Below are 25,544 nucleotides of genomic sequence, written 5' to 3' on the forward strand. Positions count from 1 at the left end.
TTAGCAGTTCAGGTTTACCCACCGATCTTCCTCATCTCTATCTCTATCTCTATATTGAGCGTTAATTCATCCACATCTGTTCTTATATATCAACTTATATGTATCTTATTTCCATTATAGTGATTACCTTTCCTGAGTCTACCTACTTTACACCTGAATTTTGCGAATGAACTTTGAAAGGGTAGCGAAATATCAGGATCATTGCGCCTGTACGCGAGCAAAAGACATACGTAAGGTGAATTTTAGATTACCCGCTTTGTGAGGATGGGGGCACGCCAACATATCGTGATCAGCACAAATTAGCCGTACGGATGATCACCCGTACGGCTAATTTTGACTTATTCAGCTCTGCGAATTTGGAATTGTTAAGGTTTAACTACAGAGAGAAGAGACTCATTCCCCTCAGAGATCACCGTCACATCTGGAGCAAAGGTTGCATCACTTACATGTAGCGTTTCTCCAAGTTCCATAGTACTAATGTCAAATTCAATCGACGTTGGCAAGTGTCTCGGCAATGCCTCCACTTCAATAGAAGCTAATTGAACTTGCACGACACCGCCCTGTTTTGTGCCAATCGGTGTGCCGTTGAACTTGACAGGGATTTTCGTGCGCATGATCTCATTCGTCTGCACCTGTTGAAAATCCACATGAATCAAATCTCGTGTAACCGAATCACGTTGGAGGTCTTCCAACAATACGGTCAATGGGCCTTTCTCTTCAAACTGCAATTCGATAAAACCAGACGCTCCTTGCTTCAACCACTTTTGAAATTCTATTGTTGGAATATGAATCATCTCATTCTCCGTATTTCTGCCAAAAACAATACCTGGCAAACGCCCGGATTTACGTAGATCCTTAAGTCGAGAAGAATTTAATGGAATGCGGGTCTCCGCCTGAAAACTAGTAGTCATGCTATGTTCGCTCCTCTTTATTAAATGATATTTTCACATTTTTAATACTCATCCAACCATCCCCTGTTGGGGCTAAAGAGAGAAACATAGCATCACCACCTCCATATACGATCCAATTGATTTTAAAATACATTTAATGTAAGCTCCCATAATATACATGAAGGCACTCTACTCCGAAGAGTAGAATGCCTATGGGATGCCTCCACCCTATCATAGAAACATCCTTTTGTCGATATAACCCCATAATATGATCAAAAGTGTCTCTATCCTGTCCGCATCGTTGATCAGCATAGAAACCACCCGACGTGGAGTGGCCTTCATGTCCTCATCTCTAATTTATATATCCTTAATACTCGTTGGATTCGTCAGAATTTATCGATCTTGTACCAGAATATCGGGAGTGGAAACCACCCAATGGGCGCAGCAACTGCCATATAACGGCCATGTTGTGTAAGTAGAAGCGCCTGAGCCTGCTGCTTATCAAGGACAACGGCATCGGTCTTAGCAGATCGCTCGACAGTCACACCACTCGCATCCACTCGCGCAGTAATCGGCTGACCGTCCATAACTGCTGAGAATTCTCCCTCCACTATCCCTGTGGTTTTGAATTTGAGTGTCAGATATGCCTCCAATACATTGGCAAAGTCCAGAATATGATACATATCCGATGTCTCAATAACATAGTCTTCCGCAATGTTGCCAAGTGTCGTATTCAGCGGAATGTCATATTCCGGCGTAAATATAGATATACGATCCGATCTGCTATGTACCATATAAGCCTTAATCGTCCGCGAAATATCTGCCTCATTTTCCAACGCAAATTCAGATATTTCATCGCCTGTTTCATTTACAATTAGATACCCGATCAGTTTACCTTGATCCAGAACGCCCAGCGCCTTTTGATGGAGGCTGCTGAAAATAAGCGGCAATTGCTGCACTGTACGTTCAACATAAGCAAGCCGCGAGGTGTTGATGCTAAGTGCAAAGGACTCTGCTCCTTCAATCTCGAAGAACGGCCCGAAGGATATTCCTGTGTCGTTCACATGTTTTAAGCCATGGCGCACATTGGCCTCTCCCACAATATACTTGAGCTTTACACCACCAAGCGTGAAGCCAAAATACTCATATCTCTGCCGCTGACCATATAATACAACCATATCACACGTATTGCGCAGTTCCTCAAGCCACATGTCCATGAGCACCTTCATATGTCCTTCGCCACGCGCCCGTGGATGGACCGATACAGTACCCAAATAGCCGGTTCGCAGGGTATAGCCACATACCGTCAGAGGCTCTGGAAAAACAGCTACCTGCGCGCGCAGCCTACCTTCCTCATCTACAGCAACCTTATGCATGGCAGAAGAATCTACGTTCTTCCCATACCCTTTGGGTATCAGGGTTTCAAAATCCAAGTGAAAAGCATAGTTGGCTAAATCGATACATTCTTCACGCTCATCTGGAGTTGCCATTCTGTATTCAGTCATTTGCCCTATCCTTTCAACATCAATATTGATAAACAGCCTTCCAAAACATAATTCTAGGAGCATATTCAATATCCTGCCCAGCAACGTAGAAGAGGTCGACCACATGTAAGCATGAAAAAAACACATCCTTAATTGGGATATAGACTTCTCCCAATCGGATGTGTTTTCCTGTTCTCATATAAAGTTTGAATAAGTTCTAAATTATGAAGCTTTTGCTGCAACAGCTTTTTCAATCAATGCTTTTGCATCGTTAGTAGTAAGACCTTGTTTAGGTTGAAGTGATTTTTTATCTGTTCCAGCAAAAATACCTTTGTCAATCAATTTTGCCATAGGTTTAATTGCATAGGCAGACACCGATTTACCATCTTCGAAACTAGCAATAATCGTAGCAGCGTCTTTATCAGTCGCTTGATCTTTTACCAATTTAGCAAGAATGGTAGCAGCTTCTTCACGCGTGATATCCCGATCAGGATAGAAGTTTCCACCATAACCTTGGATGAATCCAGCATGCGTAGCTTCAGCAATCGCATCTGCATATGCAGCATTAGCCGCAACATCCTTGAATGCAGGTGCTGTCGCTACTTCGTTAAGTTTCAACATGTCGACCAGAGCACTTACAAATTCAGCACGAGAAATGACTTCTGTTGTTACAGGTGTTTCTGTTGGCTCGGTAGATGCAGCCAGGTTTGTGATACGTCCTTCATTTTTAGCTTCGATGCTACCGCCTTTATACGTATCTACGATGTACTGGTAGAATACATCCAGATCGATAGGACCTGCCAGGGATGATTTAGCATCCAGCAGCACTTTATAGTTATCTCCACCTGCAGCCATAAAGTTGTTAACTACAGCCGTATATGTTTTTGCAGGATCAATAGGTGTACCATCTTCAAGACTAAGACCAGTAACACGTTCTGCGACCGGCTTATTGAAATCTGCAGTGTATTTCAAACCAGAGATTTGAAGTGTTTTGGTATTAGGTGTACCGTCAGCGTTGGTACCCCATTGTTGTTGCAACAAAGTTTTAATTTGTTCGCCAGTCAGTTCCAGCTTCACTAGAGTGTTACCGAACGGTTGGATTTTGGCAAGATCAGCAAAGGTCACATCGCCTTGTGGCAGATCCGCACGAATACCGCCTGGATTCATAAATGCAAAGTCAGCAGCACTTGCCTTATCCCCAAAGTCTGCTTCACGCATTGAATCTGCAATGAGGTTTCCTAGAGGGGCTTCGTTATTATAAGCATCTGTACGGGTAACAGAACCATCCGTTGTACCTACTGGCTTCGTCAGCTCAGGATGCTTGTCCAATGATTTTTTAATAATAGCTAAAGATTCAGGGTCTTCTTTTACACCCTCTTGGAAAGTCGTTGTAACAGTCGCTGATTTTTCAGTTACATCCCCGGTAGCAGGGTCAATCATCAACTTGATATCTTCAAACGCCGTACCATAGGAATAAGCTTGAACGATCAACTTTCCATTCACTTCACCGTTAGCCAAAGCATGATTGTCACCTGCAACGATAACGTCAACAGGGGAATCCGCCGGTAAAGCTTTTGCCAGATCAGCTGCTTCTCCAGTAGTTACGCCTTCTTTGGTTGTTGCTGGATCATGTGCCAAAACAATGATCGTTTCTACACCTTGGTCTTGCAACTCTTTGGAATATTTATTAACGGCTTCCACTTCTTCTTCTGGGCTTAAGAAACGTACGCCAGCTGTCCCAGATGGAGATACTTTGGCAGGTGTGGATTTCGTGACTAGTCCGATAAATCCAATTTTGACTCCGCCCACTTCTTTAATCACATACGGCTTAATCAATGTTTTTCCTGTGGCAGTTTCAATCACGTTTGCATTGACGTAATCAAATTTTGCACCGGCATGCGTTACTTTTCCTTCTTTTGGATCAAGGCCACCAAAGATTTGTGCTTTCAAAGCAGCGACACCTTGGTCAAATTCATGATTCCCTAAGGACCCTACATCAAAGCCCATCATATTCATCCATTCCATGGTAGGCTCGTCACGATCCAAAGATGAGGCTGGAGCAGATGCACCAACAGAGTCTCCATTATGGAAGAGTAGGGAGTGTTCATATTTGGCTTGCGCTTCTTTGAGATAGGTTGCTAGAATTGGAGCCGTTCCTGCCTTCTTATCACCCACGATTGATGTGGTATCTAACTGGCCGTGGAAATCATTGATTCCAATCAAGTGTACTTCTACATCGTTACCTGCGGCAGAGACAGAACCCGCTGCGCCCAATAGTTGCGTGAGTAATAGTGCAGCAGTAGCTACACGCAGTGTGCTTTTACCCAAAACTTTTTTCCAAAACATGAATGAAAAAACCCCTCTCCAATTTTAGATCCTGAGATATTTTACCATAGTTCAATTCATGAAAATCATAAAATATATAAAATGTATGTAAAAAAGTTGGGAGATTGATAGAGGAGATGCATAGTTTCTACTAGCTAAAAATAAAGACACCCTACAGGGTGCCTTTATTTCCTTCATATAGTTGCTCAGAACACTCAACCGCAAGAGTATCTTTCACCCCAATTTCCTCTCTATAGAGGTAGAGATGTTTCTCTGTTAATTACTATTCTGCTTTGGTTTTATCTAACATGTTCATCAATATAACAACAGCCTCTGCTCTAGTGGTCGGTGATTTAGGTTTAAAATAATTGTTATCCATACCTTCGACAAGGCCATGTTCCTTCAGAGCTGCCACAGAGGTTTTTGCCCAAACAGGAATAGATTTCTCATCTGAAAAAGACGTTGCATCATTTCCTATAGTAGATACCTTGAGCGCATTCGCAACCATCACTACCATCTCGGCACGTGTTATATTGGCGTTTGGCCGGAACGTGTCATCCGGATAACCGCTAAGAATGCCTTCTTGCACGGCTTGCGAGACTGCCATTTTGGCCCAAGCTCCAATTTCGGTTTTATCTGAGAATGCCAGTTCCACTCCTGCTTTTTGTGAATTCAACGCACTCATCAGCATGACTGAGAACTCGGCACGTGTGACGTTTTTCCCCGGATTGAACGTTCCATCCGGATAACCGGTAATCATACCGCTGCTTAAGGCTTGTTTAATTCTTGCTTCTGCCCAGTGTCCCGAGATATCGCTAAAGCCAGATTCTGTCGTCGGTTCAGCTGGCTTATTCAAGATGGGCTTTCCGCTGGTTTTATCTACAACAAGGACAGCATACTTCGTAAAGTGATTGACCTCGACTATGATTTGGTTCCCTTTTATAATACCTCCGTCCACTTTCTCCCATGCCTTATTCACTTCATCATAATAAAATACAGCTGCCGAATGGTGACTCTCAAGACCTGATGAATCAAATGTAAATGTCATTTTTACCGGCTTGAGAAAGTTCTCTGTGAAATTCTTCAGAAGCTCAAATACCGGGCTGGCCAGAATCTCTTTATTTCTTAGCAGAGTTTCGGTATCAGATACTTTATCAATCGACAAAGTCAGTTCTTGAGGTGATCCTCCGGCTGGAATTGAGATTTGAATCTCCTTGCCCAAGCTAACAACGCCTGACTTACCCATCGGAATGGTTATTTTACCCGTTGTTGAAGTGACTGTATTGTCTATCGGAGCCATTGGTGCAGAAGGACTGCTCGGACTTGTTGTTTGTACAGGCTGTATAGTGAAAACGGAATACGGATTGGACTCCGTTATACCCTGTCCTGCATTACCGGCACCATTAGACACTCCATTATTCTGAAGGGTGATAACATTGAACGATTTGCTCACGTTCGCTTGAGGTGTTAACGTTGCTGTCCACGTCACACCCCCATCGGATGATTGAACAGCACTCAGTGTACCATTCGCAACCGTCAGATCCGCATTATCAAAACCCGACACAGCCTCTGAGAATGTGATCGTTACCACGGATGTTTTGCCACTGGTCAGCGTTGTATCAGCTACAACAATCGTTGCCGTTGGTTGGACAGTATAGACCGCATAATTATTCGAATCTGTCGTACCCGTGCCGGCATTGCCTGCAACATCATTGATGCCTGTATTATTAAGTGTAATGTTATTCGTTCCATTCGTGATACCGACAGTCGGCGTCAATATCGCGGTCCATGTAATGCCTCCATGGGAAGAACTAACGGCACCTAGCGTACCGTTTGCAACGGTCAGATCATCACTGGTAAAGCCTGTTACTGCTTCGGAAAACGTGAAGGTGACCTCTGATGTCTTCCCGACGGTAAGTGCAGCATCGGCTACGACAATCATTGCTGTGGGCCTTACTGTATCGATTGCGAAGTTATTTGAGTCTGTTGTTCCTATGCCTTCATTGCCGCCTTGATTCATCACACCCATATTGTCGAGTGTAATCTTGTTGATTGCAGCAGTCATGCCGACAGTTGGGGTTAGTTCTGCTGTATACGTAATATTGTCATCTGTAGCCAGATTGTGAATTGTTCCATTCGTCACCGCAAGGTCTGCGAGGGTAAAACCTGTCACGGCCTCAGAGAATGTGATCGTTACCTGTGATGTCTTACCAATGGTCAGTGTTGTATCGGCTACAACAATCGTTGCCTTTGGCCGGGCGGTATAGACCTCATAATTATTCGAGGTGGTTATACCTGCACCTACAGTACGGTCTTGATTCATCACACCCCCATTGTTGAGAGTAATGACGTTGGTTGCATCTGTAATGTCGAGGTCAGGTGTGAGAGTTGCGGTCCACGTAATGCCTCCATCCGAAGATGAAGGTGCAGTCAGTGTAGCGTTTGGAACCGTTAAGTCTCCATAATCCAACCCTTGTACCGCTTCCGAGAACGTAAAGGTTACCTTTGATGTGCTACCAATTTTCAGCAGCGTATTATCTATCGTGATTGTTGACGTTGGAGCCGCTGCATACACCTTATCCGATGGTTTTAAATACAACAGTCCTGTAATGAGAGACAAGACCAGAATGAAGCTCCCTATCCTTTTGCCAAAATTCATATGACCCTCCTCGTATCTTTCCTCTGGATGAAAAAATCATCTAAAACTCTTTTGAAATACTTCAAATTCAATCTAATCAATCATTCGACACATTCGTCCAAATTCCTATATCCACAAATAAAAATAAATCGTTTGCCACAACTGAACTACTAACTGTAAGTCGAGAGTGAGACTAGTTAAAAGTATTCATTTATGCCTTCCACTATCGAACAGATAGATGTTAATAGAAAATTATGTATTTTATCTTTTTAGTTGATATAATGGTATAAAAAGTCATATTCTTATTTTGGTCAAATGTATGGGCAGTTATAATAGCAACCTTCCGTGGACCTCCAGCTCCCTCAACTCTCGTTAACACATATCCATTTACATACGATGTATTCAGCAACTTATTGTCTATTAAAGGAGGTGACCCCGGAGAGCATTGTATGTCGATTTTCCCTATAACTACCACTGGGGGATGTGTTGATTGCTCTTTCACCACTCCTAACCGAACGCTGCGCAGAAATACGAAATAATTATAAGGACTTGTAGTTCTATGCATTTAGCTTCAACCATTAAAAAAACATAGGAGCGTGTCCAATGAACAGACAACTTTTCCCCAGATCTTTTCGAATTCTTATGGCTTGCTTGTTGATTCTTGCATTTGCCTTACCAACGACGGCTTCTGCTGGCTATCTCGGAGATAAGCTCACGATTGGCCAAAACATGGCAAAGGGTGACTATTTAACCTCCCAAGATGGTAGATTTTCAGCCATTTGGCAAAATGACGGGAACTTCGTTATCTATCAAAACGGTTCTTCTCTCTGGAGTAGCGGAACTAGTAACAGCGGTGCTCTCTCGTTCAAGTTTGAACCACAATACGGGAAACCTGTCATGTATAAATATGGCATGAAATATCAAGATGTTTACCAATATGGTTATCGTTTTGGTTTTAATCCGGCTACAGGTAAATTCGAATATTACACCGGTTGGGGATGGGATAAAGTTTTGGTGATCGATACTTCTGTACAGGTAGCTGCTTGGTCTCCCAATACCACCTCATGGATTCCGGGTCATCACGGAAGCAGCTTACCAAGTAACACAACAGGTGATACACTGATCATGCAAAGTGATGGGAATTTAGTTCTCTATAACACAACCCTGACCAATGATTATTATCCGAACAGTTGGATTCCTGTCTGGGCTTCCAATACGGGTGGGCGCTAAAATTAGAGGGAGAGCCGCGTGATTCGCGGCTCTTTTTTGTTTTTCAAGGAATTTGATAGATTGCTGATGTGTAGCAATGGATATCTACATACAAGAAACTTTAACAAGTATTTATCGTAGTAAATAGAATAATTAACATATACAGGATGTGATTGTTTGACAGGAATTATAGGTGTTGTAGTCTTAATCATAGGAATAATTACGGCGATTTGGCCTTACTTTGCTTGGTATGTTCGACTGGGATGGAAGTTTAAAGATGCGGAGCCAAGTGATTTAGCATTAAATGCTGGACGGATCTCAGGTATTGTCTTAGTGATAGTCGGTTTTATACTGATCGTTTCAAGTTGCTCCACAGGAAGCGGAGCGGACAGCAAATGGGCGGAACAATTTAAAGAGAAACTGAATGCAGGGCAAGTAAAAGAAATCAGTATTGGCATGATTAATCCCGAAATATTAAGCGAAGAAGAAAAAAATAAGGTTATCCAAATGATACAAGATGCAGAACTTAGACCTTTTGATGCAGGTGATGCTTTTGGATCGAACAATGCTGGAAAAATTACATTTATAGATGAAACGAGCCTAGACATCGTTATTTTCGGACCATCTGGAGGAATCGAATTGCATCCGAAGTTTACCGAGACGGAATTTGAGATAATGAGCGAAGAGTTAAAAAATTGGTTTCACACCAATTATAGTGATTAGTAGTGTCATTATAATATTCAAGAACCTCACCTATGTGAGGTTCTTTTTTTGTCATATACAGATGTGAATCGCAAATTGAGTAGTACTGTGGCATATCAAGGCAGCAAAATAACTATAGAAAACTTTCGTTAACGGTTCTCTTTCAGTCTATCGTAGCTAGCGGAGTTGCTTTATTTATAAATATGTTTTTAATCACAATCATCAAAATTTACATAATATCCCATGTTATGTTTAGACAATATTTTTTACGCAATATATTATACATCTATTAATAAAAAACACTAGTTTTGGAGGTATATCAATGTTTAAGGAAATAAAGGTTACATTAAGTTTCATAGCCCTATTTATTTTAGTTTCATCATTTTTCGGTTCAAGTGTATCGGCCGCAACAGTTGGTCAGCAATTATCGGTTGCTGAGTCGGGATGGCAAAGAATTGATGATGCTGACAAGAAAATATCGTATAATGGCGCTCAGTGGAAAGAAGAAACTGGTCCTAACTTTTTTGGTAATACGTTGCATCTCATCCCAAATAACCCTACGGATTCTTCTCAATCTGTAACATTCACATTTTATGGTACGCAATTAAGAATTATTGGTACAATGTATCAGGACTACACAACGAAATTAATTGTTACAATTGATGGAGTCGATTATTCTCCAGCTAATTCTTCTGGAACAGCGACACCAGTTAATAAAGCCCTCGTGTTCGGTGTGGAAAATTTAAAATCCGGTAAACATACTGTTCAAATAAAATCTACTGATACAAAACGTTGGGTTCTAGATGCTATTGATATTGATCAAACTGGTTATTTGATTAATCAAGGTATTGCTTCACCAACTCTGAGTGCACAGGCTCAGGTCGCTAAGGTTGATCTAAACTGGACTTCAGTCAGTAATGCAGATACGTATAACGTCAAACGCGCATTCACTTCTGGTGGCCCATTTGAAACGATTGCAACTGTAACTTCAACTACCTATACAGATATCGATGTTATCAATGGAACTACATACTATTACGAGATTACAGCCGTTAATGAAAATGGGGATAGCGCACCTTCTAACCAAGTTTCTGCTACGCCACAAGCTCCAATAGCGATAGAAAGAGCAATCTTTAAAATCACCTTTAATACAGGTCTAGAAAAAGAGTACGATCTCTCTATGACGGATGTAAATGCCTTCATTAAGTGGTATGAAGAAAAGGCATCCGGTACCGGACCTATCATGTTTGCAATCAATAAACTTCAAAATAACATTGGACAATTCAATAGTAGAAAAGACTATATCCTCTTTGATAAAATCATTACATTTGAAGTGAATGAATACACTCCAGTAACAAATAAATAATCATTCGAAAAAGCAGTGAGACTAATTATAGTCTCCTGCTTTTTTTGTTTTATGCGAAAGTGTACCAAGCACATATTTACTGAAAGGTAAGCTTTTTGACGTTACTTGTGATATGGTTCACCGTATCATTTTAGAGACAAAAGTCTTTAAAATGTCTGCAGACGGTGTTTTTCCAGTCCATCTCAAACGGGCTTGATAATACCAGAAGGCTCGCCTTTAAAAGCGGAAGGGCTATTTTTAAGATTTTTCTTGTACGAGCGATTCGGTGAACATAGCTTTCGTTTTCTTGGGGAAAATCATAGTACAGATCTGACTGATATCCCCCCATATCGATCCTTCTCGCAGTAAGATAAGCTTATTTTCATATATTGACAAATAAATATGTTAGACTACTAAAAGAAGAATTGCCGATCTATACTAAAGAACGCTACACAACTGGATGCAGGCAAGTATTACGATAAACGTAGGTTAGAAGGGAAAACCATGAATAGTTCCTTGAAGCAACTCATGAAATCACCCGTGTTTCCCGGTGGAATCATAACCATTCTGATATTTTATCTAGATTACTTTCAATTCGAACTTGTTGAAAAATTTCTGCTGTTTGCGGCTTTCGTTATTGTGCCTCTTGTAATTTTACTTTTGGACCATGACGCGAAGAATACATATCAACGAATGATGTATGCCGCTATGAAATGGCTTCAATTTCCCGCCGCGCTTCTTACCCTGGCCTCGGTAATGAGTAGTAAGATGTGGGGGTTAGAAAGTACGGAAATTCCAGGGATTCTGTCTCTTGGATGGCTACTGTTCACACTGCTGCTCGGCATCTATGGCTTGACCACTATTGTGATCGCTAAAGGAAAAGCAGCGGAAATAGCAATTGGTGCGGGGCTCGTTTATTTTTTCATCGGAGGCATTTGGTTTACCTTATATCAATATCAATTGAACCTCTTTCAAGCTAATCCTGCAACGCACGCGTTAAGCTCGGTTCACTTTCATTTCTCATCTGCAATCGTTCCAATTTTCATTGGTGAACTGGGACGCATCATGATGAAGAAAAGCTGGTATCCCTGGGTTGTTGCCATCGATATCATCGGACCCATCTTGATTGCGATTGGTATGATTTTCTCCAAGCCGATTGAATACATTGGTGTCGCTTTGTTCGCCTGTAATATTGTGGTTTACACCGCTTATCTCCTTACTTACTTGAGGAAAAACGCTTTGGATATTAAGGCAACCATCTTTTTAGGCCTTTCTTGCCTAGCCTTTTACACGGTGGTTGTCATTTCCATCTTCTATCCGTTACTGAAAAATATGTACTCATTAACCATACGCGATTTCATTCCCATTTACGGAGCTCTGCATGCGTTTGGTTTTGTCTTGTGTGGACTGATTGGTTGGGTGTTCATGGTAGACTTCGTTAAAGGAAAAGGCTAACCAATCGGCTTCATAGGAGTAGTTTAGTCAGGTTCGTGCTATAATAGTGTTTAATAACATTCATCATTCTGCCGAGATGGCGATGATTAAGGAGATTGAATTTTGACGAACAACCATGAAGTTGGAGCAGTGAACGAACTACCGGAGAACTTTGAAGAGCTCAAACGAGCGGCTAACCGGACGTCAAGCTGGAGAGACAGACTGAATGCGGTGAACGAATTGGGAAACTGGGATACAGCCCCTACCATTAAGTTACTTCAGCATGTTTTGAAAAATGATCAAGTGTTCCAGGTGCGTGAAGCCGCATATCACAAGCTGAAACAGTTGGATGAAGATGTACAAATGCCTGCCAAAAACAAAGGCGAGCTGTTTAAAGGTACTAACAAAATTTTGCTGCGGATCAAAAAAAGCCTTCCTGAAGGTCATACATTTGAGGAATTTAAGGAAAAACTGCAAAAGACACGTCTTGATCTCTATGATACTTACGAGGGCGACAAAGATGCTGAGTTCGACGCCTGGCTCCATGGAATTTGGGAGACACTAGGTAGAAGATAGCCGCCGTTCACCGTAAAATAGCTGAATACAAAGCCACTCCAAAAAATGGAGTGGCTTCTTTATTTCTTATTATTTTGATTGTCACCAGATTTCATCTCACTCTTTAGCACTTTGAAATAGCCTACATTTAATTTCACATGTACATTCCTCGTACGATGTCAAAGTTGTGTGCTATAAGATTTATTCTGGTATATAAGGAAGATCCAGTGTCTTCGGAACGTTGATGACATGTTTTTCTGTATAAGTGCGGATACCTTCGGCGCCGTATTCACGGCCAATACCAGATTGCTTAAAGCCACCGAAAGGGAACCGAACGTCAAGACCTTGAACAGCAGCTGTATTAATCATGGTCGTTCCCGCTTCGAGTTGGCGTGCGACGGAGATGGCATCCTCTTCTTTGCCCCACACAGAACTCGTCAATCCATATATGCTTTCATTGTGTAGATGAATAACCTGCTCTTCATCGTCAAATGGCAGAATCGGAACCGTAGGGCCAAACTGTTCCTCTACTACAATCGGATCATGAACATCGCAACCCAAAACCAGCGTAGGTTGTAGGTAGTAACCTTGGTCAAACAGCTTCTGATCCAGAATTTGCCCGAGAGGGATGACCTTAGCCCCGCGCTTTTGCGCATCTTCAACCAAACCAAGCACGTAATCTTTCTGCTTCAGGTTATTAACCGGACCTATCGTTGTATTTGAATCAAATGGATCACCAATTCGAATCCAGCGATTAGCCGCCTCTATATATTTTTCCACAAACTCATCATAAATAGAACGGTGTACATACACGCGTTTGGCGATCATACAGATCTGTCCTGTTGTCAAAAAATTAGAAATGACAATCCGGCGCATGGCTCGCTCATCATGTACATCAAAGCTTTCCAAGAAGATCGCCGCATCATTGCCGCCAAGCTCAAGTGTCATATCCTTAATCGTTTCCGAAGCTGCTTTGATAATATGCTTAGCTGTTGCGGTTCCACCTGTAAAGGCGATTTTAGTAACCAAAGGATTACTAGTCAGTTCAACGCCCACATCCGCATCACCATGAACCACATTGATAACACCAGCCGGGAACTCACTCGCAATAATCTCTGCTACCTTCGCTGCCGCCAGTGGTGCAAATGGGCTTGGTTTAAGCACAATCGTGTTGCCTGCAAGTAAGGCAGGAGCAATCTTAATGGTAGATAAAGCAATGGGATAGTTCCATGGACTAATCGCTGCCACCACACCAATTGGATCATAAGTAAGAATTGTTTTACCATTCTCATGCTCTTTGATCTCTTCCTGTAGAGCCGATCTGGCTTCATTACAAGCAAACTCCATCCACATTAACGAAACATAAATTTCACCGTGTGCATCATACAGGGGCTTGCCATGTTCTCTAGACAGCAAATGCACAATTTCATTCTCAGTAGCTCTAATCTTCTCTATTGCCTTGCGCATCCGAGTAATGCGTTCATCAATGGAGGTCTGCTTCCATGTTTTAAAAGCTACTGCCGCTGCTTCAATCGCTTCAACGGCTTGTTCTTTCGTAGTGACAGGGAAATAGCCTACGATCTCAGCGGGGTTTGTCGGGTTCTCTTTTGCTAACTGCGAAAGGGATTTTACATTTTGACCATTAATCAACGCTTCAACGATAATTGTCTCTTGGTCTGCTTGCGTCGTCATTTTGCATCCCCTCCGTTATTTAGATGGATTAATTCCAAACTTCTTCTGCAATTTCCTTCACATAACGAAGTTTACGCCATTGTTGTTCTTCCGTTAAAATATTGCCTTCTTCCGTGGAAGAAAAGCCGCATTGTGGGCTCAAACAAAGTTGCTCAAGTGGTACATAGGTTGCCGCCTCTGCAATCCGAGCTTTAATCTGTTCTTTATCCTCTAACTCGCCTGTTTTCGAAGTAAGTAAACCAAGCACGATTTTCAAATCTTTTCGATTCACATATTGTAAAGGCTCGAAGCCACCTGAGCGCTCATCATCAAATTCCAGGAATAATCCATCTACGTTTAAGCCACCAAAGATAACTTCAGAAGCGTACTCGTAACCACCCGTTGAGAAATAATTTGATTTATAGTTACCACGACAAATATGCATCGTCACAACTAAATCCGCCGGTTTATGAGCCAAAGTTTCGTTAATCATTCGCTGCATCGTTTTCAACTCTTCTGCCGGTTCCAGACCTTTAGCACGTAGCTTATCGTGACCAGCTTCTGAGAATAGGTCTGCCCAAGCTGTATCATCTAATTGCAGGTATCGACATCCTGCATCATAGAAGGCTTGAATGGCTTTTTGATACGCCGCAATCGTATCCTGAAGGAATTGCTCCCGGTCCGTATAGATATTGGCGCCATTTTCCAACCGATATAGAAGCATGTTGGGACTTGGAATGGTCTGTTTCGCCACTGCGTCACCTGCATGCTTTTTCAAAAACTCAAAATCCTCAACAAAGGGATGACTCGAGAAATCAACTTTACCCACAACACGAATCCCGCCCTTGCGAGTCTGCATGTTATGGAATTGAGGTCCATCGATTTCCTCATACAGCTCTACGCCATCCAAGCCGCCCAGAAAATCAAAATGCCACCAGCTTCTACGGAATTCACCATCCGTAACGGCAGACACACCATTCTCCTTCTGCTTTTCAATAATTCGAATAATCTCTTGATCTTCCACAGCTCTTAATTCTTCATATGTGATGTTGCCTGATTTATATTGTTCACGTGACTGACTTAAATCTGCAGGGCGTAGAAAGCTGCCTACATGATCATTACGAAATGGTATCATAACTATTTCTCCTTCTAACTTTTTAGTCTAATGAGTATAGCATGATGAAAAGGAATGCTTGTTATATGAAAAAAGCATGGCTGGTTATAGCTTTTAACAATATCTAAAGTTTCGAAAAACAAAAAAACCACAACCTCATAGGGTAATGATGTGGCTTACCTTATATCAGTATATCTTTAGCCCGACACTTGACTTCCTATCTCTCCCAATACATTTATTTTCTAGTATAATAACGAGATACAACAAACATTTTTAAATAGAAGGAGAGTTGTTATGGAATATCATGTATCCAACCATGGGAATGATCAAGGAAAAGGAACAGCAGATCAACCCCTTCGTACCATATCACGCGCTGCGGCTCATGCCATGGCTGGTGATACCGTTATTGTTCATGCGGGAGTATACAGGGAATGGGTTAACCCGGCGAATGGAGGAACAGCGGAGCATCGAATCGTATATCGATCCGCAGGAGACGGGGAAGTTGTGATTACAGGAGCTGAGCGGATTACCAACTGGAAGTCTGAAGGAGACCATGTTTGGAGCACAGAAGTGCTCAACTCTATCTTTTCCGTTCGTAATCCCTTTGAGGTGGAGCTCAGTGGAGACTGGTTGTTTGACGGGCCTTTCCCGGTTCATCTCGGCGATGTCTATTTGGATGGCAAATCATTATATGAGTGCAATAGTGTTGAAAGCGTTCACAATCCTGAAGTTTGGCCCGAAGCCAAATATCCCAAGGATTCATTGTTAAAATGGTATGCCGAGGTTGGTTCTACGACAACCAAAATCTGGGCCAATTTTGGAGAAAAAGATCCTCGTAAGGAAAATGTAGAAATTAATGTACGTCCTTATTGCTTCTGGCCTGAGAAACCGGGACTCAATTATATCACCGTAAGTGGCTTCACACTTAGTCAAGCCTCTCCTCAATGGGCACCGCCTACCGACTACCAGGAAGGTTTGATTGGACCTCACTGGAGCAAGGGCTGGATTATTGAAAACAATATAATCAGTGAATCCAAATGCGTTGGTATTAGCCTGGGTACCGAGATCGGCACAGGGCACACCAAGTCTTTGGAGAAGCATAGTAAAGGTGGTACTCAACGCGAGCAGGAGGTTATTTTACAAGCATTACGCTCCGGCTGGCATAAAGATAACATCGGCAGTCACACAGTTCGAGGTAATGTGATTCATGATTGTGAACAGGCTGGTATTGTGGGTCATATGGGAGCAGCCTTCAGCCGCATTTATCAAAACCGTATTTATAATATTCACCACAAACGACTCAGACACGGTGCCGAAGTTGCGGGAATTAAACTGCATGCTTCACTGGATACTCAAATTAGCGAAAATATAATGTATAGCTGTTACCGTGCGCTTTGGCTTGACTGGCAGGCACAGGGCACTCGCATCAGCCGTAATGTATTTTTTGACAATCTTTCGGAAGACCTTTTCGTTGAGGTTTGCCATGGTCCGTATATGGTCGATCACAATCTATTTCTCTCTCCGATGAATTTCAGAAATATGGCTCAGGGCGGGGCATTCACTCATAATTTATTTGCAGGCCGATTTGTAGTTCGTTCCGAGATTACCCGTATTACGCCATATCACTTCCCACACGAGACGGCCTTGGCGGGATACTCCAATATCACTGGGGGCGATGACAGGTACTACAACAATATCTTCTTGGGTGATAACGATCCTAATAAGGAGCCTGTGCCCATCACCTTTTTTGAGCATCTTCCACTTAAACCAAGGGATGAAGTTGGAGAGGATGGGAAGACGGTCATGGATGGTGTTCCGGACAATTCCATATGTTATCTGCATGCTGTGGGACTTGGCGGCTACGATCAACATCCTGATGTGAAAGATAAGAGATGGTGGGAATACACCAAAGAGGAGCTTCTTGAGCTTGGCGATGCCGCGAAGGATATCTTTATAGGCAATGCCGTTCTTCCAGTAGCTATGGGTGGCAATGTATTTCTTAACGATGCGGTTCCAAGTCGTCACGAATCGGATGGGAAGATCTATTCACAGAAGGGTATAAACGTTGAAATTGATCCTGCACTAGGCAAAGTGCACATTCAGATTCATGATCCCGAATTGCTTCGGGGAACCTCTGCAATGTTAGTTTCCACGGATCTGCTTGGAAAGACTTATCACGCCAACATGAAATTTGAGGAGCCGGACAGCACTCCATATCATTTTGACTCTGATTTCTTCGGAACAAAGAGACCCGATGCAGATGTTACACCTGGTCCGTTTGAGTTAAGCGAACAGGGTAAGATTGATTTTGAAATTTAAGTTTATGATTGAGGGTCCAGTCATTTCAGGTGATTGGATCTTTTTTGTGTGTAGAGCCTCTATTCTGCTATCGGGATAGAGGCTTTTAATTGGTGAACGATACTCTGTTTTCTTTCGGGTAATCTCTATTTTTATCAAGAGTATTCCGCTGTTACTTGTGGTACGGTTTAGCTTAACGGGGTTATCGGCGAAAAAAAACGAGAGGAACTGCTACACAGCGATCTGCTGATTCCGTTCAGCTATCGTACCTATAGTTGCTCACGCCAAATTTAATTGAATGTCGAACTTGAAGGTAAATACAGCAGAAAACCCCATAGTGGTAAAATATAGATATGAAGTATTGGGGGTGAGGTTATGTATGGCTACGTACAAAGATAACAGGAATTTTAACTTTCTATTACAACAGCTAGAATATCAGACACCTACAAAAAGACGTTCAATAATGAGGAAGAAGAAAGGAAGAAACTCATCCATTTTATAATTGATCGTCCCGGTCGCGTCGCAGAGAATCCCCCTCCGCTGCTCAGGGTACGATTATCTTCGGTTTCGTAGATTGATGCTTCAACCTATACAGAAATTATGGGGCAGCTGGATTGCACTTGCGGTAACCTCGCTTACCTTCGGGGCCTTCCATCTTGGCAATCCAGGAGCAACACTATGGAGCGCACTTGCCATCACTCTGGAAGCAGGGGTTCTGCTCGGAGCTGCATTCTTGTGGCGGCGTAATTTGTGGTTCGCCATGGGGCTGCATCTTGCTTAGAATGCACTTGAAGGTGTGCTTGGCATTCCTGTGTCCGGACTCCCTACGGCCGGGTTGTTTACGGTAAAGGCTGACAGCGCAGCATGGCTTACGGGGGGAGATTTTGACCTGGAGGGCTCTATTGTTACGGTGATCCTGGGAATTGTGATTGCCATTCCGATGCTGATCGGTGCTGCACAGAAACGGCCATGATTTGTTTCCCGCTATTTGGATGGAAAGTTGGAGCTTGAAAAGATTGTCCAGCTCATGAACTGATTCGATTAATTCTCATTGTACAGAAGGAGCGCATTTAGCGTTCCTTCTGTAGCTGGCAGTTGTGAATCATTGTTGCTGCCGCAACCTCATTCTGAAAATCACGGCTTCTATGACGAGCAGATTAGGTATCCAACAAACCCAAGCGACAACCCGAAACGCCGCCTCGAAATCGCCAAGCAGAAGATTCAGCGGCGCTAACCAGATTCGAAGCGTGACCGCTGCAAAAGTAAGTGCATAACTGCGAAGCATCCATACTTTATGAGCTTCGATGTCTTTCGCCATGATTTTTCTCGTTGCAATAAGCGTCGTCGCAACCCACAATACATCGAGCGACATGAACCCAAGCCCTGCAATCCAACCTCCCGTGGCAAAAAGGGATAAATACACACTCACGATTCCACTAACTGTAATCGAAAGAACATATCCATACCCCAATAGGCGATGCCAACGTTTCCTATCATTCGTTGGCTTCATAAATAGTTGAAAGGGTCCTATGATCAAGGCAAATATCGCGGTAACAATATGGATGTATAGTACATATATCCATGGTTTGAGTTCAAAATTCGGCTTTTGCAATTTGAAAGAGACAAGTCCTGCATCACTAGCTTTAAGCACGCCATACTGAACAATTGCGTATCCGGCAATCGAAAATGCAAGAATGAAAACGAGTGACCGAATCATCTTATTTCCCATTAGAATTATCCTCCTCCGTTGATGCACCGTGAAGCTGTTGTCCCTTTAAACTCTATAGTGGCTATAGAGTCAATACCGATCTTCTCGATTAAGGCATCGGCCAGAAAGGGACATACAAATTCAACGCTTGTCGTGGTCAAGTTTCCTGCCGTACTTTTGGTGCAAACGGATCTTCGCTTCCTCCCAGCTTTACAGTTAGAAATAATACCCCTTCCGAATATCATCTAAAAGGGTAGGATGTACTGGTTTCCATCCTACACGCTCCTGCGTCAACGCACTGGACGCCGGATTATCCGTTTTCGTGAAGGGTGCAAGCCATCCGAAATGTTGACCTGCTTCTTCAACCCCAATACCTTGGACCGGCAAGTTCAAATGGAGGCCCAAAGCCGTGGCGATCTCTTGAAATGGAATGCCCTCTTCGCTCACTGCATGAAACCGGGACCCTGCCGGAGCTTGTTCTAAGGCGAGTCTAAAAAGGCGCGCCGCATCCAGTAGATGCACGGATGGCCAACGGTTGTTACCGGAGCCTGTATAGGCGGAGAACCCCTTCTTGCGAGCGATGTTCACCAGATTTGGGAACAAGCCCGTCTTATCGCCTTCACCGTGTACGATCGGTGGGAGGCGTACAATCGAGGAACGTATCCCACGATTCGCCAAGTCTAGGGTGGTATGTTCTGAAATGATGCGTAATCCACCTTGCGATTGAGGATCCCCAGCGCTGGCCTCCGTTCCGAGACGGCCGGGAGTAAGCGTCATCGTAGGCATCGCGACGACAAGCGCCCGGTCACCGGCGGGTAAGGAGGTGCCAAGTGTCTCGATGGCTCGCCTATCGGTCTCAATTGCAGCCTTCATAAATCGCATCACTACATGACGAGGATTCCCTCCGAATAAAACCCTAAGCCGAGTTGGAAGGCCCGCATGCGAGAACTTGTGGAAGAAGGCCAAATGAATGACCCCGTCTACTGCAGCAGCCACTTTGCGCAAGCCTGCTAAATCCTCAATCGAACCGACTTGAACCTGGGCACCCAGTGCCGTAAGCCGTTTGCCGGCTTTTTCAGAACGGGCAAGACCAACCACTTGATGACCGGCATCCAGCAGTTCGCGAACGACCGCCCCTCCGATGAAGCCTGTCGCCCCTGTAACCAATACACGCATTTTCAGAAATCCCCTTTCCTATCGATAGGATGTTTACTCTTAGTATAGGGGATTGACTACTGCGGTCTTTGCCTTTTCCGTCCGAGTTTTTGCCTGATTCAACAGATTCCGCCGCTCAAAAATAAAAAATCCGCTAGGCTCTATGCCCGCGGAAATTTGAAAAGCCGTTTACATGTGCGTTTCACTTCAACTTTTGCTGGTCCTGACGCCACCTTGTGATATCTCTAGTTGGAGGACACCCAAAAAATCGGCTGTAATCGCGGCTAAATTGGGAATCGCTCAAATAGCCTACACGCCGGCTCGCCGTAGTTGCGTCAATGGAGCTGGATAACATTAGACGCCTCGCCTCTTGCAGGCGCAGCACCTTTTGATATTGCAGAGGGCTCATCGCAGTAGCCGATCTGAAATACTCGCGAAACGACGATTCGCTCATATGGACCAGCTCCGCCAAATCCGCTACTTTCCACGGCTGAGAAAAGTTATTTTGGAGCCAATCAATCGCTTTTGCAACCTGCTGCATGCCCGATTCCGCCAGAACAGTCTCGGCAACATAAACACCGATTGGGCTACGGAGGATGCGGATATAAATCTCGTCTTTCACCAATGGAGCCAGCATTTGAGCATCATCGGGAGAGGACAGGCAGGCCATCAATCTTGCAGCGGCGTTCATCATAGCCAAGTCTGCTTCGATGACATAGCACGCACTGCGATTGCGAACCTCCGGTAAACCATTAGGAAATACCATCGGCAGCAACGAAGCAATCCTTTGCGGATCGAGGTATAGACCTATCCCCAAGAACGGTATTTGGGGGCTGGCCTGCATGATTTTCATCGAAACAGGCAAGGCAACGGGGGCAATATACATTCGCGAAGCACTATACTCATAAGCATCCTTGCCTGCGGTAATTCGCTTTTTCCCTTGCGCTGCAATGCAGATTGCCGGCGAGAACATAGTGTGAACATCATCCGCCGCTTCTACTTGCGAATATCGGTTCACATAGAGACCATGGATCGGTGAAGCATAGGTCCCATCCTGCGAAGTATGCGTGTAAATCAAACTTGCCAACCGAGCTGCTTCACTATCTAGCGCTGAATTGGCATCATCTAATACAGATACATCCTCATATTTATAGTAATTGTCCATGTTCACAAGCAACTTCTTCCCCCTCAGATGTAACAGGATGATAGGCATGTTCATGATACCACAGGCGCATCCAGAAAGCTTAAGCATTAAAGTTAAATTAGCATGGATATCTCAAGTCTACCCTTCTGCAAGTCCGAGGGGATTCCCCGCTAGCACGAAGCGGACAGCATTTCTCGCTATCGCCTCCCAATGTGCTTTACTTATGATACGGTTCCCCCCGATTTATCTTCACCGCGCGATAAATCTGCTCCACCAACACCAGCCGCATAAGCTGATGCGGCAGGGTCATGCGCCCGAAGCTTAAGCGCTGCTTCGCGCGGCGCAACACCTCATCGGAGAGCCCGTGGCTTCCTCCGATGACAAACACGACATGGCTCGTCCCATACGTGCCGAGCTTGTCGATCTCCAATGCCAGCTCTTCGGAACTCCAGAGCTGGCCATCCAATGCGAGCGCGACAACATGCGCCTCGCTCTTCACATGTGCGAGGATGCGTTCGCCCTCGCGCTCTTTTACCGCCCGAACCTCAGCTTCGCTCAGGGTATCGGGCGCCTTTTCGTCTGCGACCTCGATCATCTGAAACTTGATGTACGGGGCGAGCCGCTTGGCATATTCCTGAATGCCCAGCGTTAAATACTTTTCCTTCAATTTGCCTACGCCAATAATCTGAATAAACATGAAATTCATTCCTCCTAAATTGTCTTGCCAGATATTCTATAAGTAAGATGCTTCATCGCATCGTTCGTTCCAACTGTATTATACCTATACTAAACATTTCTCCAAATTCTAACGAATTCCACACACCTTAATCAGCCCCATTTCGGCTCTTTTAAAATCTAACGAATCTGAAACACGCTATTTCGCATCAAACGAGCACTCCCCACCACTTTCGAGGCCATTTCAGCAATATAACGTGTCTACGATTCGTTAGATTTCAACCAGGCGGTGTTTGCCTCATATAAGGCGTCTCGAGTTCGTTAGAGCTACTCGGCCAGTCTACACCCACGTCACTACCCACATCGCTGTTACCCAACGGCACTTTCCCCCATGCCTCAGCGGCTTCCATTTCTATTACCTACAACTTGCACCTTTACTACAACCTAGCCCACTCCCAACTCGGAACTCGGCACCAACACCTACCTCAATCTTCCCTTACTCTCGCCTACTCCCACGTTAACCCCACAACCCTCGCCAACGCCACGCTGCCTAACAACCACTCATTCCCCCACAAAGACAAAAAGAGCGCTCATCACGCTCTCCTTGGTTTCTTGCTGTGATGTTCATACCGGATGGAAAGTCAGCCCGAAGCGCCACCTTAAGTCACGCCTCCAGCCGTCTAAGTCCTACAGTACGCTAAACGACGAGGAATTCCGCGTGCTGTTCGCACTCGGCGCATTTCGCAGGCGGGTCCCAGTCGGCAAATTCCGTCTCCTTCAGATCAACGATATCTGGAGCGTCCTCATACTCATCGACAAACATGTCGATGGCAATGTCCACGTGTTCTTTGCATACAACGTACATCCGTTAAGCATCCTTTCTGTAACCAGCTATGTTCCCGATTCACAACCGCGTATCCCATTACAGGATAGCCACTTCTCAGTTCTATCACACCTGCCGCCGAAAAGAAACCCCTACACGCCTAATGACAGCAAAAACATCCCTCCCACTTAACAGGATAAGGATGTTTGCCTTTTACTTATACCGTTTCTAGAAGTCCATCGTTCTACTTAAGGCCAAGAAATTTCGCCTTTAATTACCTGAGCGCTCGTCTCCAGATCGCCTGTATTCGTAAAGTCCGGATATGCTTTTTCCATGGCTGCAATCAGTTCTTTAGAATCTTTGGCTGTCTCTGCCTCTGCTTCAAATTTAGCAATATAATCACGAGTGAATGTAACACTCGATATATCCCCGGCACTGGTACCCAGGTAATGACCCGGAATCACTCGCTCTGGATTCAATGCAATAATTTGGTCCAGCAATTGGCGCCAGTAGTCACGGCTCTCTGGCGTTTGGTTATCTGCAATCCAGACGTGCGAATTTTCGTAGACAGGAACGCCACCCAGAACAGTTTTAATGGAAGGAATCCACAGGAATGTATGGGACGGATCGGAACCATCTAGACCGATAATCTCTACGGTTTCCCCATCTACGGTCAATTGAGCACCGTCAAGTACGTTCGGAACAATCTGTGCAGTTGGTGCATTTTCTTTTAGAATCGGATTCCAATATTCATTCTTCACTTGAATTGTTTCCTTGATTCCTTCCACCGTTGCTGGAGTCGCAACGATTTTTGCATCAGGGAACGCCTCACGGATTACCGATAGACCGAAGTAATAGTCCGGGTCCTTGTGGCTGATATATACGGTGGTCAGTTTTTTACCCGTATCTTTAATCATTTTGACCAATTGCTCGGCATCATTTTTTTGGAACTGCGCATCAACAAGCACGACTTCAGTTGGACCTTCAATCAGGTTTGATGAAACGCCAAAAATGCTGTTTTCCCCAGGATTATAGGTGATCACTTTCAGCTCCACCGCTGGTGTGTTTGTTTCCTCGCTCTTTGTATTTCCAGCACTAGCAGCATTTGAGTGTTCTGCATTTTCGGTTTTACTTGCTGTACCCGCACAAGCACTCAGAATTAACATGAAACATAGAGCGAGCATAACGCCCATTGATGATTTTTTAGTAAACATTGAATTGATCTCCTTCTCTTTAAGTCGCCGCCGTTCATCCATAACAATGCATCTAGCAGCCAATTCGTTGATTATTTATTCCGTCCTATAGTCTGGTTGTACAATTGCTTCGACTTAACCCCCCTTCAAATCATTATATGTAACTACTACAGTTACAACTTATATAATGTAATCATTATAGTTACAACTAACTGCGAATGTCAAGTTATTTATTCAAAAAATCTACTTCTAATAACTTTTCCGTTACTCACAAACTTTATAAAAACAACAAAAAAACCAACCAGAATTTTCTGATTGGCCCCATTTAACTTCCCTTAACCCTGCAGTACGCTTTATTCCAAAGATTCAGACTCTTCATGTCCAATACTAATTTCACTTCAATCCCGACTGCGCCTTCGTCAACAGTTTCCCGCCTTGAAAAGCAATAACAGCATTGGCACCATTGCCGGCTGTGCCTTTATAGTTGTACACCACCATATTCTCCGCTTCACTCAGCGCTTCACCTTCACCGCCAAGGATCTCGATGACATCTTCTACCGACATGCCAACCTCAAGCTTCTCATACTGGGCAAACGTAATCAGGACCCCATCGCCTTTCCCGGCCGATCCATTGTTTCCCGATGCTACAGGTGTTTGACCACCAGCCCCACCTGCAATCACATTTGTACTCAGTTCATTCAACTTGGTCTCCAGTGCTGCGATCTTTTGCTCCTGCTCAACGCTCTTGGCTCCCTGCTCCACCAGTTTCTTCTCAAGCCCTGCAATCTTCTCTTGCAGAGCACTTGTATCCACAGATGCTCCTGTTGTAGCTACCTCAGATCCACAGGCGGACAGCACAAACAGTGACAGCGCCAAGCTCGTTCCCCCAAGCATCGTTTTCCTCAAATGTTTCATCAAAAATACCCCTTCCATTCTGAAATAAAAATATGATCGACAAACAGATGTTATTGCATCAGCGACCGTCTCCAACATATTGACAACAGTTTACCACAGCCCTAGTCTTATGTATCTGCTCCTTTGGCTCCGGGTCTAACTGATCATGAGAATATAAAATGGTTGATCTACTCATTTACTGTCGAACGAGCACGTCCACCCATAACAACTAAAAAAGAGTGGTCAGTTGATCTGATCACTCTTCTAGCATTCCCTATTTCAATCCA

The 25,544-nt window shown here is 43.9% G+C and carries 21 protein-coding genes; 8 read left to right on the forward strand and 13 right to left on the reverse strand.

Translation table 11 applies throughout. From position 1 onward, the window contains the following. Nucleotides 1–365: 365 nt before the first annotated feature. From V6669_RS30000 to V6669_RS30015, 4 genes are all read right to left on the reverse strand, one after another. Nucleotides 366–911, reverse strand: a complete 546-nt coding sequence (locus tag V6669_RS30000; RefSeq protein ID WP_074092862.1) for a 50S ribosomal protein L25 — start codon at nt 909–911, stop codon at nt 366–368. A gap of 365 nt (nt 912–1,276) precedes the next feature. Beyond that, nucleotides 1,277–2,395 carry a GNAT family N-acetyltransferase gene (locus tag V6669_RS30005; RefSeq protein ID WP_338589577.1) on the reverse strand — a complete coding sequence of 373 codons (1,119 nt, stop codon included), beginning with the start codon at nt 2,393–2,395 and terminating at the stop codon, nt 1,277–1,279. Between the two features lie 201 nt (nt 2,396–2,596). Then, entirely contained in the window at nt 2,597–4,720 is a 2,124-nt protein-coding gene (locus tag V6669_RS30010) for a 5'-nucleotidase C-terminal domain-containing protein (RefSeq protein WP_338589579.1), read from the reverse strand. Between the two features lie 262 nt (nt 4,721–4,982). Continuing rightward, the gene (locus V6669_RS30015; RefSeq protein ID WP_338589581.1) at nt 4,983–7,358 is read right to left on the reverse strand and encodes an Ig-like domain-containing protein; all 2,376 of its coding nucleotides are present in this window, start codon (nt 7,356–7,358) and stop codon (nt 4,983–4,985) included. Nucleotides 7,359–7,940: 582 nt separating this feature from the next. Between V6669_RS30015 and V6669_RS30020 the strand changes: the two genes are divergently transcribed. From V6669_RS30020 to V6669_RS30040, 5 genes are all read left to right on the forward strand, one after another. Then, a complete protein-coding gene (locus V6669_RS30020; protein WP_338589583.1) occupies nt 7,941–8,567 on the forward strand; it encodes a hypothetical protein in 627 nt (208 codons plus the stop codon). A gap of 156 nt (nt 8,568–8,723) precedes the next feature. Next, nucleotides 8,724–9,269, forward strand: coding sequence for a DUF6199 family natural product biosynthesis protein (locus tag V6669_RS30025; RefSeq protein WP_338589585.1), 546 nt, complete (start codon nt 8,724–8,726; stop codon nt 9,267–9,269). Nucleotides 9,270–9,570: 301 nt separating this feature from the next. Next, nucleotides 9,571–10,614 carry a fibronectin type III domain-containing protein gene (locus V6669_RS30030; protein WP_338589587.1) on the forward strand — a complete coding sequence of 348 codons (1,044 nt, stop codon included), beginning with the start codon at nt 9,571–9,573 and terminating at the stop codon, nt 10,612–10,614. Nucleotides 10,615–11,097: 483 nt separating this feature from the next. Further along, nucleotides 11,098–12,048, forward strand: a complete 951-nt coding sequence (locus tag V6669_RS30035) for a YndJ family transporter (protein ID WP_338589589.1) — start codon at nt 11,098–11,100, stop codon at nt 12,046–12,048. Between the two features lie 102 nt (nt 12,049–12,150). Beyond that, complete coding sequence (locus V6669_RS30040) at nt 12,151–12,603, forward strand: HEAT repeat domain-containing protein (RefSeq protein WP_091035293.1); 453 nt, start codon at nt 12,151–12,153, stop codon at nt 12,601–12,603. A 180-nt stretch (nt 12,604–12,783) separates the two neighbouring features. Here V6669_RS30040 and V6669_RS30045 read toward each other — a convergent pair whose 3' ends face one another. Both V6669_RS30045 and V6669_RS30050 read right to left on the reverse strand, forming a co-directional pair. Beyond that, nucleotides 12,784–14,274: an aldehyde dehydrogenase family protein gene (locus V6669_RS30045; protein WP_338589593.1), complete on the reverse strand. Its 1,491-nt coding sequence runs from the start codon at nt 14,272–14,274 to the stop codon at nt 12,784–12,786. 28 nt (nt 14,275–14,302) lie between these two features. Next, on the reverse strand, nt 14,303–15,388 hold the full coding sequence (locus tag V6669_RS30050) for a 5-methyltetrahydropteroyltriglutamate--homocysteine S-methyltransferase (protein WP_338589594.1): 1,086 nt from the start codon (nt 15,386–15,388) through the stop codon (nt 14,303–14,305). 273 nt (nt 15,389–15,661) lie between these two features. On the opposite strand from V6669_RS30050, the gene V6669_RS30055 reads away from it, so the two are divergent. From V6669_RS30055 to V6669_RS30065, 3 genes are all read left to right on the forward strand, one after another. Next, nucleotides 15,662–17,686, forward strand: coding sequence for a right-handed parallel beta-helix repeat-containing protein (locus V6669_RS30055; protein ID WP_338589597.1), 2,025 nt, complete (start codon nt 15,662–15,664; stop codon nt 17,684–17,686). A 556-nt stretch (nt 17,687–18,242) separates the two neighbouring features. After that, entirely contained in the window at nt 18,243–18,446 is a 204-nt protein-coding gene (locus V6669_RS30060) for a CPBP family intramembrane glutamic endopeptidase (RefSeq protein WP_338589599.1), read from the forward strand. A gap of 15 nt (nt 18,447–18,461) precedes the next feature. Continuing rightward, nucleotides 18,462–18,638, forward strand: coding sequence for a hypothetical protein (locus tag V6669_RS30065; protein WP_338589601.1), 177 nt, complete (start codon nt 18,462–18,464; stop codon nt 18,636–18,638). 129 nt (nt 18,639–18,767) lie between these two features. Here the strand turns inward: V6669_RS30065 and V6669_RS30070 are convergent, their stop codons facing one another. The 7 genes from V6669_RS30070 to V6669_RS30100 form a co-directional block, all read right to left on the reverse strand. Continuing rightward, entirely contained in the window at nt 18,768–19,394 is a 627-nt protein-coding gene (locus V6669_RS30070; RefSeq protein WP_338589603.1) for a DUF2306 domain-containing protein, read from the reverse strand. Nucleotides 19,395–19,589: 195 nt separating this feature from the next. Further along, the gene (locus tag V6669_RS30075; RefSeq protein ID WP_338589605.1) at nt 19,590–20,549 is read right to left on the reverse strand and encodes an SDR family oxidoreductase; all 960 of its coding nucleotides are present in this window, start codon (nt 20,547–20,549) and stop codon (nt 19,590–19,592) included. 181 nt (nt 20,550–20,730) lie between these two features. Beyond that, entirely contained in the window at nt 20,731–21,699 is a 969-nt protein-coding gene (locus tag V6669_RS30080) for an AraC family transcriptional regulator (protein WP_338595092.1), read from the reverse strand. Nucleotides 21,700–21,889: 190 nt separating this feature from the next. Further along, nucleotides 21,890–22,369, reverse strand: coding sequence for a 23S rRNA (pseudouridine(1915)-N(3))-methyltransferase RlmH (gene rlmH / locus V6669_RS30085; protein WP_017691463.1), 480 nt, complete (start codon nt 22,367–22,369; stop codon nt 21,890–21,892). Nucleotides 22,370–23,044: 675 nt separating this feature from the next. Next, a complete protein-coding gene (locus tag V6669_RS30090; RefSeq protein ID WP_017691462.1) occupies nt 23,045–23,212 on the reverse strand; it encodes a CxxH/CxxC protein in 168 nt (55 codons plus the stop codon). Nucleotides 23,213–23,418: 206 nt separating this feature from the next. Continuing rightward, a complete protein-coding gene (locus tag V6669_RS30095; RefSeq protein WP_338589609.1) occupies nt 23,419–24,384 on the reverse strand; it encodes an MBL fold metallo-hydrolase in 966 nt (321 codons plus the stop codon). 372 nt (nt 24,385–24,756) lie between these two features. Further along, nucleotides 24,757–25,278, reverse strand: a complete 522-nt coding sequence (locus tag V6669_RS30100) for a hypothetical protein (protein ID WP_338589611.1) — start codon at nt 25,276–25,278, stop codon at nt 24,757–24,759. Nucleotides 25,279–25,544 lie beyond the last annotated feature (266 nt).

It is taken from the genome of Paenibacillus sp. Y5S-9 (genome assembly GCF_036894235.1).
Taxonomy (GTDB): Bacteria; Bacillota; Bacilli; order Paenibacillales; family Paenibacillaceae; genus Paenibacillus.